This is a genomic window from Rathayibacter sp. AY2B3 (genome assembly GCF_002931755.1).
GTDB lineage: Bacteria > Actinomycetota > Actinomycetes > Actinomycetales > Microbacteriaceae > Rathayibacter.
In genome coordinates this window covers 78,665-92,219 of record NZ_PSUG01000002.1, presented here as the reverse complement: position 1 = coordinate 92,219, position 13,555 = coordinate 78,665, and the positions used below count along the sequence as shown (strand labels likewise).

Below are 13,555 nucleotides of genomic sequence, written 5' to 3'. Positions count from 1 at the left end.
CCGACACCCTTGCGTCTCCGGCTGCCCCCCCGGAGCGGAGAGCTTCACTGAGGGGGTGGATCGGATCCACACCCTCGGTCCGCAGCCAGTCCGCAAGAGCACCGATTCCACCCCCTGACGGCCAACCATCCACCACCACCAGATCGCCGGAATGGCGCCAATCACGACATCAGACCACGACCCTCAACCACCGGTGGAAAGTTCGAGCTGTACTACGGGGTCTGATCCCGCAGCACTGCCGAAGGGCCGTTCCTCCTCGGAGGGGCGGCCCTTCGCCGTCCCCGGAGCGCGGGCGTCAGCGGTAGGAGGGAGCGTCTCCCGCGGCCGGCCCGTAGAACAGGCGCTCGAAGACCGCGCGGGAGCGGCGGGTCACGCCGAGGTAGTCGTCCTCGAGCGCCGTCGCGGACCCGGCCGGGTACTCCAGCAGGCGCGCGACGCCCTCGAGCTGCCGGCGGTCGGTCGGGAGGACGTCGCTGGTGCGGTTGCCCCAGAGCGTGGTGCCCGAGCGGACACGGGAGGCGAGGATCCACGCGGCACGCAGCCGCTCCGCGTCCTGCGGGCCGACCATGCCCTCCTCCTCCGCGACCGCGAGGGCGGTGAGGGTCGAGGTGGTCCGCAGCGCCGCGGTCCGCCGCGCGTGCTGCAGCTGGAGGAGCTGCACCAGCCACTCGACGTCGCTCAGCGATCCACGGCCGAGCTTGAGGTGACGGCGGGGGTCGGCGCCCTGCGGCAGACGCTCGCTCTCGACCCGTGCCTTGATCCGCTTCACCTCGCGGATGTCGCGGTCGGAGACCGCTCCCGGATAGCGGACCCCGTCGGCCAACTCCTCGAAGTCCTCGATGAGCGACCGGTCCCCCGCCACTCCCCGCGCCCGGAGCAGCGCCTGCGCCTCCCAGGTCAGGGACCAGCGGGCGTAGTAGGCGCGGTAGGAGTCGAGGGAGCGCACGAGCGGCCCGTTCTTGCCCTCGGGCCGCAGGTCGGCGTCGAGGTCGAGCGGCAGGCGGGAGTCCTCCGTGAGCCGGACCAGCTCGGCGACGACGAACTGCGAGTAGAGCTGGGCCTGGTGCGGCTCGGCCGTGCCGGGGCGCTGGACGTACATCACGTCGGCGTCGGACCCGAAGCCCAGCTCCGCCCCTCCGTAGCGGCCCATGCCGATGATCGCGAACTCCGCGTCGGCGCCGGGCCGCGTCGCACTGCCGCGCCGGACGGCGGCGAGCACGCCGCCCAGCAGCGCGCTGATGATGTCGGTGAGGCTGGTCGCGATCTCCTCGATCGAGCTGAGACCGAGCACGCCTCCCATGGCGGTCCGCAGCACCTCGCGCCGGCGCATCGAGCGGAGGACCGAGGCGACCGCGTCAGACGTCTCGTGCCGCGCGAGCACGGCGCGGACCTCCTCGGCGAGCTGCGCCGCGCTCCGGGGCCGGAGAGCGTCGTCGTCCTCGAGCCAGGCCGCCGACTCCGGGATGCGGTCGAGCAGCTCGCCCACGAAGCGCGAGCCCGAGAGCACCGTCGTGAGCCGCTTCGCAGCGCCGGAGGAGTCACGGAGCATCCGCAGGAACCAGGGCGTCCCGCCGAGCGCGTCGCTCAGCCGCCGGAAGGCGAGGAGTCCGTAGTCGGGGTCCGGACCGTCGGCGAACCACTGCAGCATCACCGGCACGAGATGGCGTTGGATGCTCGCGCGCCGCGAGACGCCGGAGGTCATCGCCGCGATGTGGCCGAGCGCCCCGCGTGCGTCGGCGAAGCCGATGGCGGCCAGGCGCGCCTCCGCCTGACCGGTCGAGAGCTCGGCGCCGCCGTCGGACAGCGCGGCGACGGCGGACAGCAGCGGCCGGTAGAACAGGCGCTCGTGCAGACCGCGGACGCGGTGCTTGATGCTGTTCCACACCGTCAGCAGCTCCTCCGCCGTGCGGGCGAGGCCGCTGGAGCGGGCGAGGGTGCGCAGCTCGTGCTCGTCCCGCGGCATCAGGTGCGTGCGGCGCAGGCGTCGCAGCTGCAGGCGGTGCTCGAGCAGCCGCAGCGCGCGGTAGTCCTGCGCGAACTCCTCCGCAGCGGAGCGCCCGATGTACCCGCGGTCGGCGAGGGCGCCCAGAGCGAGGAGCGTACCGGGCATGTGGATCTCGTCGTCGGTCTGCCCATGCACGAGCTGGAGCAGCTGGACGGTGAACTCGATGTCGCGCAAACCGCCGGGCCCGAGCTTGATCTGGTAGTGGACGTCGTTCTGCGGGATGTTCTCGGTGACCCGCTCCCGCATCCGCTGCACCGACTCGACGAAGTTCTCGCGGGACGCGCTCGACCACACCTTCGGCGCCACCGCGTCGACGTACGCCCGCCCGAGCTCGGGGTCGCCCGCGAGCGGACGCGCCTTCAGGAGCGCCTGGAACTCCCAGCTCTTCGCCCACCGGTCGTAGTAGGTGATGTGCGACTCGAGAGTGCGCACGAGCGCACCCTGCTTGCCCTCCGGGCGCAGGTTCGGGTCGACCTCCCAGAGCTCCGGTTCCATCGCCAGCGCGGACGTCCCGCGCATGAGGAGCACGGCGAGCCGGGTGGCGACGTCGATCGCGCGGGCGTTCGTCAGCTCCTTCTCCGGGTCGCCCTCCGCGACGAAGATCACGTCGACGTCGCTGACGTAGTTGAGCTCGGACGCTCCCGCCTTGCCCATGCCGATGACGGCGAAGCGGGTGGCGGCGACCTCGTCCCGGCCGAAGCGGCCCGTGCCTTCGACCAGCTCGGTCCGCGCCACGGCGAGGGACGCCTCCAGCGCGGCTCCGGCGAGGTCGGCCAGCGCCCTCGTCACCCGGTCGATCGCCGCAACGGGGTCGGCCTGGCTCAGGTCGTGGACGACGATCCTGGTGAGGAGGCGGCGGTACCGCACGCGCAGCGCCGTCCAGCCCGCCTCCTCCCGGAGCGACGAGAAGCCGTCGACGGCGCCGACCGACTCGAGGAGCTCCGCCTTCATCTCGGCGCGCCCCGGGAGGGTGCGGACGGGTTCGAGGACGCTGGCCAGCTCGTCCGGCCGGCGCTGCAGGAAGTCGGCGAGGCCGGACGAGGCCCCCACCACCAGCAGCAGCCGGGTCAGGGCGTCGTCGTCGGCGAGGACCGCGTCCATCCGGTCGCGGTGCCGCCGAAGCAGGTCGATCAGAGCGAGCAGCGCCTCGTCCGGGTCCGCCACGCGGGCGAAGGAGGGCAGCACCGACTCGAGCTGCCGCCCGGCCAGCTCCTCCGCCTCGGCCAACCGCGACCCGGTCTCGCCGAGCGCGGCGAAGCCGAGGCGTGCGACATCGCGGAGGGAGCGTTCGCGGGGCATGGCCGAAGGGTCAGAGCATCTCGAGGTTGCTGCGCAACTCGTACGGCGTGACCTGGGCGCGGTACTCGGCCCAGTCCTTGCGCTTGTTCAGCAGCACGAAGTTGAACACCTGCTCGCCCAGCGTCTCGGCGACGAGCTCCGACTCCTCCATCAGCGAGATGGCGCGGTCGAGGCTGGCGGGCAGAGCGCCGTAGCCGAGCGCCCGGCGCTCCGCGTCCGAGAGCGCCCAGACGTTGTCCTCGGCCTCGGCGGGGAGCTCGTAGCCCTCCTCGATGCCCTTGAGCCCGGCCGCCAGGAGCAGCGAGTACGCCAGGTAGGGGTTCGCCGCGGAGTCCAGCGCCCGGTACTCGATCCGCGAGGACTGCCCCTTGTTGGGCTTGTAGAGCGGAACGCGCACGAGGGCGGAGCGGTTGTTGTGGCCCCACGAGACGTAGCTGGGCGCCTCGTCGCCGCCCCAGAGCCGCTTGTAGGAGTTGACGAACTGGTTCGTCACGGCGGTGATCTCGGGCGCGTGCTTGAGCAGGCCCGCGATGAACTGGCGGCCGAGCTTCGAGAGCTGGTACTGGGCGCCCTGCTCGTAGAACACGTTGACGTCGCCCTCGAAGAGCGAGAGGTGCGTGTGCATGCCCGAGCCGGGGTGCCCGGAGAGCGGCTTCGGCATGAACGTCGCGTAGACGCCCTGCTCGATCGCCACCTCCTTGATCACGGTGCGGAAGGTCATGATGTTATCGGCCGTGGTGAGCGCGTCCGCGTAGCGGAGGTCGATCTCGTTCTGGCCGGGGCCCGCCTCGTGGTGGCTGAACTCCACCGAGATGCCGAGATCCTCCAGCATGCGCACGGAGCGGCGGCGGAAGTCGTGCGCCGTGCCTCCGGGGACGTTGTCGAAGTACCCGGCGGAGTCGACCGGCTCCGGACCCTCGGCGCCGAAGGACGACGACTTGAGGAGGTAGAACTCGATCTCCGGGTGCGTGTAGAAGGTGAAGCCCCGCTCGGCCGCCTTCGCCAGCGTGCGCTTGAGGACGTTGCGGGGATCGGCGACGGCGGGCTGGCCGTCCGGCGTGGTGATGTCGCAGAACATCCGCGCCGTCGGATCGATCTCCCCGCGCCACGGGAGGATCTGGAAGGTCGACGGATCCGGGTGGGCGAGGACGTCGGCCTCGAAGGAGCGGGTGAGGCCCTCGATGGCGGAGCCGTCGAAGCCGAGCCCCTCCGCGAACGCGCCCTCGACCTCGGCCGGCGCGATCGCGACCGACTTCAGCGTGCCGACGACGTCGGTGAACCAGAGGCGAACGAATTTGATCCCTCGCTCTTCAATGGTGCGAAGAACGAAGTCCCGTTGCTTGTCCATCCAGACCCCTCCTGTTTCGACCCTCAGGCTACTGCCTCCGGCCGGAGCCCGCGGGGCGCCCGAGGCGCGCCGTAGACTGGCGCCCATGTCAGCGCAGCCCGTGAAACGCGTTCGAACCCGCCACTTCCAGAACGCGAAGGACTCCGGTGTCCGCATCACCGGGCTGACCAGCTACGACCAGCTGACGGCGAAGATCTTCGACGACGCCGGGATCGACTTCCTCCTCGTGGGCGACTCGGCCGGCAACACGGTGCTGGGCTACGACACCACTCTGCCCGTCACCGTCGACGAGCTCATCCCGCTGGCGCGGGCCGTCGCCGGGGCCGTCGATCGCGCTTTCGTCGTCGCGGACATGCCCTTCGGCTCCTACGAGTCGGGCCCCGACGACGCGCTCCACACGGCGTTCCGCTTCATGAAGGAGACGCACGCCCACGCGGTGAAGCTCGAGGGCGGAGTCCGCTCCGCCGAGCAGATCCGGCGCATCGTCGAGGCGGGCATCCCCGTGATGGCGCACATCGGCTTCACGCCGCAGAGCGAGCACGGGCTCGGCGGCCACATGGTCCAGGGACGCGGCGAGGGGATCGAGCAGCTGCTCGCCGACGCGCGCGCCGTCCAGGAGGCCGGCGCCTTCGCCGTCGTCCTCGAGATGGTGCCCGCCGACGCGGCACGTCAGGTGACGGCGGAGCTGCGCATCCCCACGATCGGAGTCGGAGCGGGACCGCACGTCGACGGACAGCTGCTCGTGTGGACGGACTTCGCCGGATTCACCACCGGCCGGATCCCCCGCTTCGTGAAGCAGTACGCAGACCTCCGCGGCGTGCTCACCGGAGCGGTCACCGCGTACCGGGACGACGTCGAGTCCGGCGCCTACCCCGGCGCGGAGCACAGCTACGAGTAGCTGGGCTCAGCGGTCCTCGGCGGCGTCCTCCTCGGCCCACTTGCGGCTGTTCTCGTGCAGCCGCTCGAGGGCGTGCTCCGCCTCCTCGCGCGAGGAGAAGGGCCCGACCCGGTCGACGGAGGGGGACACGAATCCCTGCTCCACCGTGCCGGCCTTGAGGTTGTACCACCAGGAGTTCGCGTCGCCGTCAGCCATGCCGCGATCCTACGCCGCAGCCCGCGTCGGTCCGCACCCCTCGCCCTTCGCTAGCATGGCCGCTATGACTGCTGCGGCGACCGCCATCGGGATCGACATCGGGGGAACGGGCATCAAGGGGGCCTCGGTGGACCTGGCCGCGGGCACTCTGCTCAGCGACCGGATGAAGCTCGCCACTCCCCCGGGCGGCACGCCGAAGGACATCGTCGCCACCGTCCAGCAGATCCTCGAGAAGATCCCGGACCTGCCCTCGGACACCCCGGTCGGCATCTGCTTCCCCGCCGTCGTCGTCCACGGGCGCACGATGTCGGCGGCGAACGTGTCCGACGAGTGGATCGGCCTCGAGGCCGAGAAGCTGTTCGAGGACGCGATCGGCCGGAACATCTTCTTCGTCAACGACGCCGACGCGGCGGGCTACGCCGAGTCGCGCTTCGGAGCGGCGAAGGACACGAAGGGCCTGGTCATCATGACCACGCTCGGCACCGGCATCGGGACGGCGCAGATCCACGACGGTATCCTCATCCCCAACGCCGAGCTCGGCCACCTCGAGATCCACGGCGGCGACTACGAGAAGAAGGCCTCGTTCGCCGCCAAGGAGCGCGACGACCTCGACTACAAGCACTGGGCCAAGCGCCTGCAGCGCTACTACTCCCACCTCGAGGCGCTGCTCTGGCCGGACCTCTTCATCGTCGGCGGCGGCATCTCCAAGCACCACGACGAGTTCCTGCCGCTGCTCGACCTGCGCACCCCGATCATCCCGGCGGCGCTCCGGAACAACGCCGGCATCCTCGGCGCGGCCGCGCTCGCAGGGCGGGACTGAGTCTTCTCCGCGGCGGTCCCCGCCCGCCGCGGCGCGGTCGGCTGAGGGAGGTGGCGGGTTCCGGGGAGCGGGGTGCGGACGGCTACGGCGAAACGCTGGTACGCGTTCCACCGGTTCGCCTTGCGAGCGGCGCGGCGGTGCAGGGACGTGGGCGGACTGCGCAGGCTCAGTGGTCGTGTCTCAGTGATCAGCGACGACGGGGTGCGGCGCGCACGTCCGGGGCCGTGCTGGTCGAGTAGCCGAACAGCGGCTGAGGGAGACCTCTCCGCCGGACCGGCGCCTACCGGGCGCCGTTGGAGGAGCCCCTGCGTCCGCCCGTGCAGGGCGAGACGTCGGCCGCGTCGTGCTGGTCGAGGAGCCGCGGAGCGGCGTGTCGAGACCCCGGAGCCGCCGCGCCCCGCCGTCGCGCTGCCAGCGCGGACGGGAGCGCGAGGACTGCGGCGGGCGGAGACGCGAGATGCCCCGCCGGGGCGGGGCATCTCGTGGCGAAGGGGTCGGCTGATACGCCGGGTTCTGTTCACGCCGCGCCTCTCGGCGGGCGCTGGACGGCCATCTCTCTCGGAGCCACGTCGCCGTGACCCTCCAGCGGTCTACCCGAGGACCCGACGAGCAGCCGCATCGTCCTCTGTCTGACCTTGCTCCGGGCGAGGTTTACCGAGCGGACCGGATCACTCCGGCCCCTGGTGGTCTCTTACACCACCGTTTCACCCTTACCGCCGGCCGGAGCCGACGGCGGTCTGTTCTCTGTGGCACTGTCTCGCGGGTCGCCCCGGGTGGGTGTTGCCCACCGCCCTGCTCTGCGGAGCCCGGACGTTCCTCGGCACCACGGCTCTCGCCGCGGTGACGCGACCGTCTTGCCGGCCCGTTCGCCCGTCCAGTGTACGGCTCAGGCGAGGGTGGACTCCTCGCCGCGCACCAGGATGCAGCCGCTGTCGGGGCAGAGGACGACCTCGTCCGGAGCGGAGGCGCGGATCCAGGAGAGGTCCGACTCGGTGAGGGCCACGCCGCTCCCCTCCGACACCTTCCCGCGGAGGAGGGCCGCACCGACCCCGTAGCGGGCGCGCTGCTTCTCGTACAGCTCGACCAGGTCCTCCGGAAGGGTCGTCACCAGATCGGCGCGGTCCCGGCCTAGCGCCTCCTGCTTGTCGCGGAGCTTCTCGGCCTGCGCGTCGCGCTCCTCGGCGAGGGTCCCGAGCGAGGCGACGACCTCGTCGCGCTCGGCCTGGGCCGCGGCGACTTCGGATTCGATGCCCTCGATCCGCTCCATCAGGGTCAGCTCGATGTCCTCGAGGTCTCCCCGGCGCTTCACGAGGGACGTGATCTCGCTCTCGAGCGCGGCGATGTCCTTGGCCGCGGACGCGGTCTGCAGGCGGTCGCGATCGCGGGTGAGGCGCTTCTCGACCACGCTGACGTCGGACTCGATGCGCCCGAGCTCGGTGCGCACGTCCTCGAGGCGCCCGGTGCGCTCGGCGAGGGAGCGGCGGGTCTCGTTGTCGCGGGCCTGCATCGCCTGGATCCGCGCGATCTGCGGGAGCGTCGCGAGGGCGTGGCGCAGCTGCGCGCCCCTCGTGTCCAGACTCGCCAGAGTCAGGAGTTCGCGCTGGTGTGCGGGGCTGGCTTTCACGTGGCGGTCCTCGTTCCCGGCACGCAGTACGGGCGCGCCGCGTCCATTCTCCCGCGCCCGCGGCGGGTCAGTGAACGATCGCGAAATCCCACGGGTCGGTGCGGGTCTCGCTCACCTCGACGGTGACCGTGGGCAGGGCCTCCCGCAGCGCGGTCGCGGCGACGTCGAGCCACAGCCACTCGCTCGCCCAGTGCGAGACGTCGATGAGGGCGGGCCCGGTGCCGTGCAGGGCTCTCTCGCGCGCCTCGGACGCCGGGTGGTGCCGGAGGTCGGCGGTGATGAAGACGTCGCTCGTGCGGACCGCGGGGGCGTCCAGGAGCGAGTCCCCCGCTCCCCCGCAGAGCGACACGCGGCGCACGGGCGTCTCGTAGCCGCCCGCGGCCCGCACTCCCCCTGCGGTGGCCGGCAGGAGCTCGGCCACCGCTCCGGCCAGGCGTCCGAGCGTCACCTCCTCGGGCAGGTCGCCCACCCGGCCGAGCCCGACCGACGCGTCGGCGCCCGGGACGAGCGGAGTCGTGCCGGTCAGGCCCAGGCGGGTGGCGATCACGTCCGAGACCCCGTCGGCCACGATGTCGGCGTTCGTGTGGGCCGAGATCAGTGCGCAGCCGCCCCGGATGAGGTCCGCGAGCAGGCGGCCCTTGTAGCCGTCCTCGGCGATCGAGGTGACGCCGCGCAGCAGCAGCGGGTGGTGCGCGATCAGGAGCTGGTATCCGCCGTCGACGGCCTCAGCGACGGTGTCGGAGACCACGTCGACCGTGAGCAGGATCCGCTCGACCGCGGAGTCGGGGTCGCCGGTGACCAGGCCGGGCGCGTCCCAGCTCTCGGCGGCCGCCTCGGGCCAGAGGCGGTCGATGACGGCGTGGACGTCGCGCAGTGTGGGCATGCGTCCAGGGTAGGGCCGCTCAGCGCGGGGGGTCGGTCTCGACGGCGCGGATCGCGGCGTCGGCGTCGGCCGCCGTGTCGAGGTCGGCTCGCAGGTAGTCGACCGACTCGGGCAGTCGGACGGTCGTGCCGCCGTACTGCTCGATCTCGAGCAGGGCCGGTGACTCCGGAGACGGCGAGCACGTGACCGCCGATCCCGCCGGTGGTGTCGACGACGTGCGCGTGCAGGCCGGCGACACTGATCCCCTGGAACGGCTCCGGGCCGACGAAGCCCAGCAGCGTGCCCTCGACGCCGGTCAGGCGGACCTCGTGCTGATCGCGGATCGCGTCCGCAGGCGGCGGTAGGGCTTCGCCTGCGCGATCGGCCGGCGGAGAGTCAGGGCCTCCGCCCGCTCGCGCAGGCGGACGCCGACGAAGACGTTCGGACGGGGCACGAGCGAGCGCACCGCGGCCAGCAGAGCGTCGAGGGAGACGAGGTCCTCGACCGGGAGGACGTGGTCGGGCTCGAACCGTGCGACCTCCGCGAAGGCGAGGACGTCGTCGGGCGCGAGGACGGCCACGGAGCCGTCACCCCGGAAGAGCCGGTGCACGCCGTCGAGGATCACGAGCTCGCCGTCCGTGTGGTCGCCGCAGCCGAGTCCGAGATCGCCGTGCGCATCCCCCTCGCGGCGGGTCACGACTCCGTCGAAGAGCCCGGCGAGCAGCGCGTCCACGATCGAGAACCGGGTGACGAGACCGCGCGGCGTGGAGGAAGTCGGCACGCGGCCGGTCTGCCGGACCGGCGCGATCGGGAGCCGTCGCGGCGCACGGTCGGTGGTCCGTGCTTGCCTGGGGACCATGAACGAGCACCTGCCCTGGGCCGTCGCGGCCGCCCTGCTCCTGGCCCTCCTCATCACTGTCGTCACCGGCCGCCGACGGCGTGCCGCGGCGAGAGCGGCGGCGGAACAGGCCGCGGAGGAGGCCTCGGAGGAGCACCAGCGCACGATCGCCGAGCGCGACCGGAGCCACGAGGTGGCGCTGAAGGCACTGACGCGCAGGCACGAGACTGAGCGCGACCTCGGTCGGACCGAGCTCGAGACGGCGCAGGAGGAGGCCGAGCAGACCCGGGACGCGCTCGCCAGGACCTGGAGGAGCGAGGCCGTCTCGCACACTCTGATCCGGGAGGCGTGCGCCTCGGCGGGATTGTCCGGCGTCCTCGCCACGAACGTCGTCTTCGTACCGGTCGAGGCACGCACGACGCGCCGCTTCCTCGCGCAGATCGACCATCTGCTGCTCACCCGATACGGCGCGCTCATCATCGAGGCCAAGTACTGGCAGGGGGTCGTCTTCGACGGCGTGCGGCCCGGTACCGTCCACCCCTCCTACGGCGTCCTCGTCGACGAGGACGCCCTGCCCGAGGCCTTCGCTGTTCAGATCGCACCGGGGACGGCGTCGCGGTGGACGGTGCGCACCCATGTCGAGCAGCACGTCCCCGCCCGGCAGGTCCGGATCCAGGCCGCGAGGTTGAAGGAGCACCTCGCCCTGCAGGGTCTGCCGACGCCGTGGTTCGAGACGGCCGTGCTCTACAGCCACCCCGACGTCAGGACGTACGCGCCGGGATGGCAGGGGACGGGAGCGGCGCGGACGAGGATCATGACGGGACTCGACGAGCTGACGGACGCCCTGGCCGATCTCGCACGACGCCCGGGCACCACGATCGAGGAGGACGCGTGGCGCGAGCTCTCCGGGTTCCTCGCCGGGTGCGGCGGCCATGTCGAGCCGGTCGGACCGATCCGTGCGTGACGAGCCTGGGGACCCGGCGGCCGGACTCGCACGGTCGTGCCTGGAAGGACGGGCAGGACGGGCCTGAGACGAACAGGCCTGGGCCGGACCGGCCCGAGCAGGAGAAGACCGAGCCGGTCAGGACGGCGACGGATCCTGCAGCGCCCGAAACGACGAAGGTCCGCACTCCCGGAGGAGTGCGGACCTGTTCGGTGGATCCGAGGGGATTCGAACCCCTGACCCCCTGCATGCCATGCAGGTGCGCTACCAGCTGCGCCACGGACCCTTGCGTCGTACTGTCTTGCTCTGCCTCCGCCCGGCGGAAGCAACTCGAATAAACTACAACACGAACCGCATGAAGTGAAATCGAGCGCCCACGCCGGGCGTGTTCGTCAGTTCGAGGACGTCGACGAGTCGACGGCGACCGGCTGCTCGAGGGTGAACGGCACCGTCGGGCAGTCCTTCCAGAGGCGCTCGAGCGAGTAGTACATGCGGTCCTCCTCGTGGAAGACGTGCACGACGAGGTCGCCGAAGTCGAGGAGGATCCAGCGGCCCTCCGCGCGGCCCTCGCGGCGCAGCAGCTTGGCGCCGGAGTCGTTCAGGCGGTCCTCCACCTCGTTCGCGATCGCGACCACGTTGCGCTCGGAGCGGCCGGTGGCGAGGAGGAAGATGTCGACCAGCGGAAGCGGCCCCGAGACGTCGAGGGCGACGAGGTCTTCACCGCCCTTGGAGTCGGCGGCGGTGGCCGCGAGCTGGAGCAGGGCGCGGGCGGAATCGGTCGCAGTCATGAAGCCTTCAGTGTCGGTGGTGGAGATCAGAAGATGTTGAGCACGAAGCCGCCGATGAACAGCGCGATCGCGCCGACCAGCAGGACGGCCGCGGTGATCGCGAGGACCACCGGGACGCTCACGCCGGCGCGCTTCTGGGGCGCGATCATCGAGGTGCCGGCGGCGTGCGTGGAGACGGCGCTGGACGCCCGGACCGGCTCGGACTCGCCGGCGGGCTGCTCGCGGTCGATGCGGTCGACGTAGCGGTCCACATCGGGCGAGTCGTAGAGGTTCGGGTGCTGGCCCGTGGAGCCGAGGCTGCGGGGGAGGTCGAACGAGCCGGTGACGAGGATCTCCCCCGTGTCGGTGCCGACGGTCGCGCCGGGGCCCGTGGTCGGCAGGATCAGCGCGTTGGTGGTGGTGACGGCACCGGTGGCGGCGACTCCGCTCGCGATGAGGGAGTCGAACGAGGCGTCCACCTCCTCCTTCGACTTGCTGTCGAGCTCCTCGGTGATGGCGAGGTGCTCGATCGGCGGCTCGAAGCTCCCGGTGATCTCGGTGGCCTTCTCGTCGGCGATGTCGAGGGATCCGCCCACCGACGCGAAGAGCGCGGTGTTCAGATGCGGCTGCTCGGGCTGCTCGTCGTCCGCGTTCCGCTCGTCGGAGGACGGCGTCTCGTCGTCGGAGGAGGAGCTCTCGATCCCGGCCTCGTGCACCTCGGCCGCATCGGACTCGTCGGCGTCCGTGCTCGCATCGGCGGCGGACTCGTCCGCGTCCTGCTCGGACGCCTCGAGGGCGTCCTCGCTGACGACGTCCTCGTCGCCCTCCGCCTCCTGCTCCGCAGCTTCCTCGGGCACCGGCTCCGCATCGCGCGACTCGTCGGCCGCCTCGATCACGGGGACGGCCCCGGTCGGCGGGAGCGCCGAGGCGCGCTCGAGGGCGCCCTCGACGTCGTCGGAGCGCTCGTCGTCCGACCGCTCCTCGTCGGCGGGCGGCTCCGCCTCCGGGGCGGCGGCGACCTTCTCCGCCTGCTGCTGCGCCAGCAGTGCGCGCAGCTCCCGACGGGTCAGCTGGCGGCCCGTGGCGTTCTCGGTGGCGACGATCTCCATCGAGGAGGTGCGCAGGTCGGGCTCGCCCGCAGGGCTCGGCTCGACGGGGGTGATCCGCAGGGCCTGGGTGGGGGTCAGCACGGGCATGTCGCCGGCGGTGGTGGCGGTCGCGGTGGCAGCTCGGCGGGACGTCGTCGGAACGGCGGCGGTCGTGGCCGCACCGGCCTCGCGTCTCTCGCGCTCGCGGATCTCGCGCCGGGTGAGCGGCTTCTCCTCGGGCTGAACTGTCATGGCGTGCTCCGATACAGGTGGTGCTTCGAGATGTACTGGACGACACCGTCGGGAACCAGGTACCAGACCGGATGACCCCGGTTGACGCGGCTCCGACAGTCGGTCGAGGAGATCGCCAGTGCCGGAATCTCCAACAAGGATACGTCCTGGGCCGGCAATCCCGAAACGTTGAGGACGTGCCCCGGCCGGCTGACGGCGACGAAGTGGGCCAGCTCCCACAGCTCGTCGTAGTCCTTCCAGCTCAGGATCTGGGCGACGGCGTCCGCTCCGGTGATGAAGAACAGCTCGGCGTCCGGGTGCGCGGCGTGGATGTCCCGCAGGGTGTCGATCGTGTAGGTCGTCCCGATCCGGTCGACGTCCACGCGGCTCACGGTGAACTGCGGATTCGAGGCCGTCGCGATGACCGTCATCAGGTACCGGTGCTCGGCCGAGGTCACGGTCTTCTTGTGCCACGGCTGGCCGGTGGGCACGAAGACGACCTCGTCCAGGTCGAACGACTGGGCCACCTCGGAGGCGGCGACCAGGTGACCGTGGTGGATCGGATCGAAGGTGCCGCCCATCACGCCGATGCGCGGACGCCGCGGGCCTCCGCTCGCGGCGGACGTCACGATCGCTG

General features: G+C 71.7%; 12 protein-coding genes, 1 tRNA gene, 1 other RNA gene and 1 pseudogene. 3 read left to right on the top strand and 12 right to left on the bottom strand.

The window, feature by feature from the left end; all coding sequences use genetic code 11:
* Window positions 1–295 precede the first annotated feature (295 nt).
* On the bottom strand, window positions 296–3,304 hold the full coding sequence (locus C5C24_RS01700; protein ID WP_104304133.1) for a bifunctional [glutamine synthetase] adenylyltransferase/[glutamine synthetase]-adenylyl-L-tyrosine phosphorylase: 3,009 nt from the start codon (window positions 3,302–3,304) through the stop codon (window positions 296–298).
* A 10-nt stretch (window positions 3,305–3,314) separates the two neighbouring features.
* A complete protein-coding gene (locus C5C24_RS01695) occupies window positions 3,315–4,652 on the bottom strand; it encodes a glutamine synthetase family protein (protein WP_068253236.1) in 1,338 nt (445 codons plus the stop codon).
* An 85-nt stretch (window positions 4,653–4,737) separates the two neighbouring features.
* Between C5C24_RS01695 and panB the strand changes: the two genes are divergently transcribed.
* Complete coding sequence (gene panB / locus C5C24_RS01690; protein ID WP_104276071.1) at window positions 4,738–5,550, top strand: 3-methyl-2-oxobutanoate hydroxymethyltransferase; 813 nt, start codon at window positions 4,738–4,740, stop codon at window positions 5,548–5,550.
* Between the two features lie 6 nt (window positions 5,551–5,556).
* On the opposite strand, the gene C5C24_RS01685 is transcribed toward panB, so the two are convergent.
* On the bottom strand, window positions 5,557–5,745 hold the full coding sequence (locus tag C5C24_RS01685) for an SPOR domain-containing protein (protein WP_104223671.1): 189 nt from the start codon (window positions 5,743–5,745) through the stop codon (window positions 5,557–5,559).
* A 64-nt stretch (window positions 5,746–5,809) separates the two neighbouring features.
* Here C5C24_RS01685 and ppgK point away from each other — a divergent pair, with 64 nt between their 5' ends.
* The gene (gene ppgK, locus C5C24_RS01680; RefSeq protein WP_104276070.1) at window positions 5,810–6,565 is read left to right on the top strand and encodes a polyphosphate--glucose phosphotransferase; all 756 of its coding nucleotides are present in this window, start codon (window positions 5,810–5,812) and stop codon (window positions 6,563–6,565) included.
* A gap of 486 nt (window positions 6,566–7,051) precedes the next feature.
* Here ppgK and rnpB read toward each other — a convergent pair.
* From rnpB to C5C24_RS01650, 5 genes and pseudogenes are all read right to left on the bottom strand, one after another.
* An RNA gene (rnpB, locus tag C5C24_RS01675) (RNase P RNA component class A) lies at window positions 7,052–7,430 on the bottom strand.
* Window positions 7,431–7,451: 21 nt separating this feature from the next.
* Window positions 7,452–8,189, bottom strand: a complete 738-nt coding sequence (locus C5C24_RS01670; RefSeq protein ID WP_104276069.1) for a zinc ribbon domain-containing protein — start codon at window positions 8,187–8,189, stop codon at window positions 7,452–7,454.
* 67 nt (window positions 8,190–8,256) lie between these two features.
* The gene (locus C5C24_RS01665) at window positions 8,257–9,072 is read right to left on the bottom strand and encodes a Nif3-like dinuclear metal center hexameric protein (protein WP_104276068.1); all 816 of its coding nucleotides are present in this window, start codon (window positions 9,070–9,072) and stop codon (window positions 8,257–8,259) included.
* A gap of 19 nt (window positions 9,073–9,091) precedes the next feature.
* A complete protein-coding gene (locus C5C24_RS01660) occupies window positions 9,092–9,310 on the bottom strand; it encodes a hypothetical protein (protein WP_104304132.1) in 219 nt (72 codons plus the stop codon).
* Window positions 9,300–9,910 (bottom strand): annotated as a pseudogene (locus tag C5C24_RS01650) (acetolactate decarboxylase); the annotation flags it as partial. The pseudogene C5C24_RS01650 and the gene C5C24_RS01660, both read right to left, overlap by 11 nt.
* On the opposite strand from C5C24_RS01650, the gene C5C24_RS01645 reads away from it, so the two are divergent.
* Window positions 9,909–10,853, top strand: coding sequence for a nuclease-related domain-containing protein (locus C5C24_RS01645; protein ID WP_104304130.1), 945 nt, complete (start codon window positions 9,909–9,911; stop codon window positions 10,851–10,853). The pseudogene C5C24_RS01650 and the gene C5C24_RS01645 overlap by 2 nt on opposite strands.
* A gap of 192 nt (window positions 10,854–11,045) precedes the next feature.
* Here C5C24_RS01645 and C5C24_RS01640 read toward each other — a convergent pair.
* The 4 genes from C5C24_RS01640 to nadD form a co-directional block, all read right to left on the bottom strand.
* Window positions 11,046–11,118, bottom strand: a tRNA-Ala gene (locus tag C5C24_RS01640).
* Window positions 11,119–11,224: 106 nt separating this feature from the next.
* Window positions 11,225–11,620, bottom strand: a complete 396-nt coding sequence (gene rsfS / locus C5C24_RS01635) for a ribosome silencing factor (RefSeq protein ID WP_104223676.1) — start codon at window positions 11,618–11,620, stop codon at window positions 11,225–11,227.
* 26 nt (window positions 11,621–11,646) lie between these two features.
* Window positions 11,647–12,939, bottom strand: coding sequence for a hypothetical protein (locus tag C5C24_RS01630; protein ID WP_104304129.1), 1,293 nt, complete (start codon window positions 12,937–12,939; stop codon window positions 11,647–11,649).
* Window positions 12,936–13,547 carry a nicotinate-nucleotide adenylyltransferase gene (gene nadD, locus C5C24_RS01625; protein WP_104276063.1) on the bottom strand — a complete coding sequence of 204 codons (612 nt, stop codon included), beginning with the start codon at window positions 13,545–13,547 and terminating at the stop codon, window positions 12,936–12,938. Before nadD ends, C5C24_RS01630 begins: the two co-directional genes overlap by 4 nt.
* Between the last annotated feature and the right edge of the window lie 8 nt (window positions 13,548–13,555).

Bases quoted from the DNA above. Each gene is read 5' to 3' on its own strand.
- C5C24_RS01700 (WP_104304133.1), bottom strand. From the start codon at position 3,304: ATGCCCCGCGAACGCTCCCTCCGCGATGTCGCACGCCTCGGCTTCGCC.
- C5C24_RS01695 (WP_068253236.1), bottom strand. From the start codon at position 4,652: ATGGACAAGCAACGGGACTTCGTTCTTCGCACCATTGAAGAGCGAGGG.
- panB (WP_104276071.1), top strand. From the start codon at position 4,738: ATGTCAGCGCAGCCCGTGAAACGCGTTCGAACCCGCCACTTCCAGAAC.
- C5C24_RS01685 (WP_104223671.1), bottom strand. From the start codon at position 5,745: ATGGCTGACGGCGACGCGAACTCCTGGTGGTACAACCTCAAGGCCGGC.
- ppgK (WP_104276070.1), top strand. From the start codon at position 5,810: ATGACTGCTGCGGCGACCGCCATCGGGATCGACATCGGGGGAACGGGC.
- C5C24_RS01665 (WP_104276068.1), bottom strand. From the start codon at position 9,072: ATGCCCACACTGCGCGACGTCCACGCCGTCATCGACCGCCTCTGGCCC.
- C5C24_RS01645 (WP_104304130.1), top strand. From the start codon at position 9,909: ATGAACGAGCACCTGCCCTGGGCCGTCGCGGCCGCCCTGCTCCTGGCC.
- rsfS (WP_104223676.1), bottom strand. From the start codon at position 11,620: ATGACTGCGACCGATTCCGCCCGCGCCCTGCTCCAGCTCGCGGCCACC.
- C5C24_RS01630 (WP_104304129.1), bottom strand. From the start codon at position 12,939: ATGACAGTTCAGCCCGAGGAGAAGCCGCTCACCCGGCGCGAGATCCGC.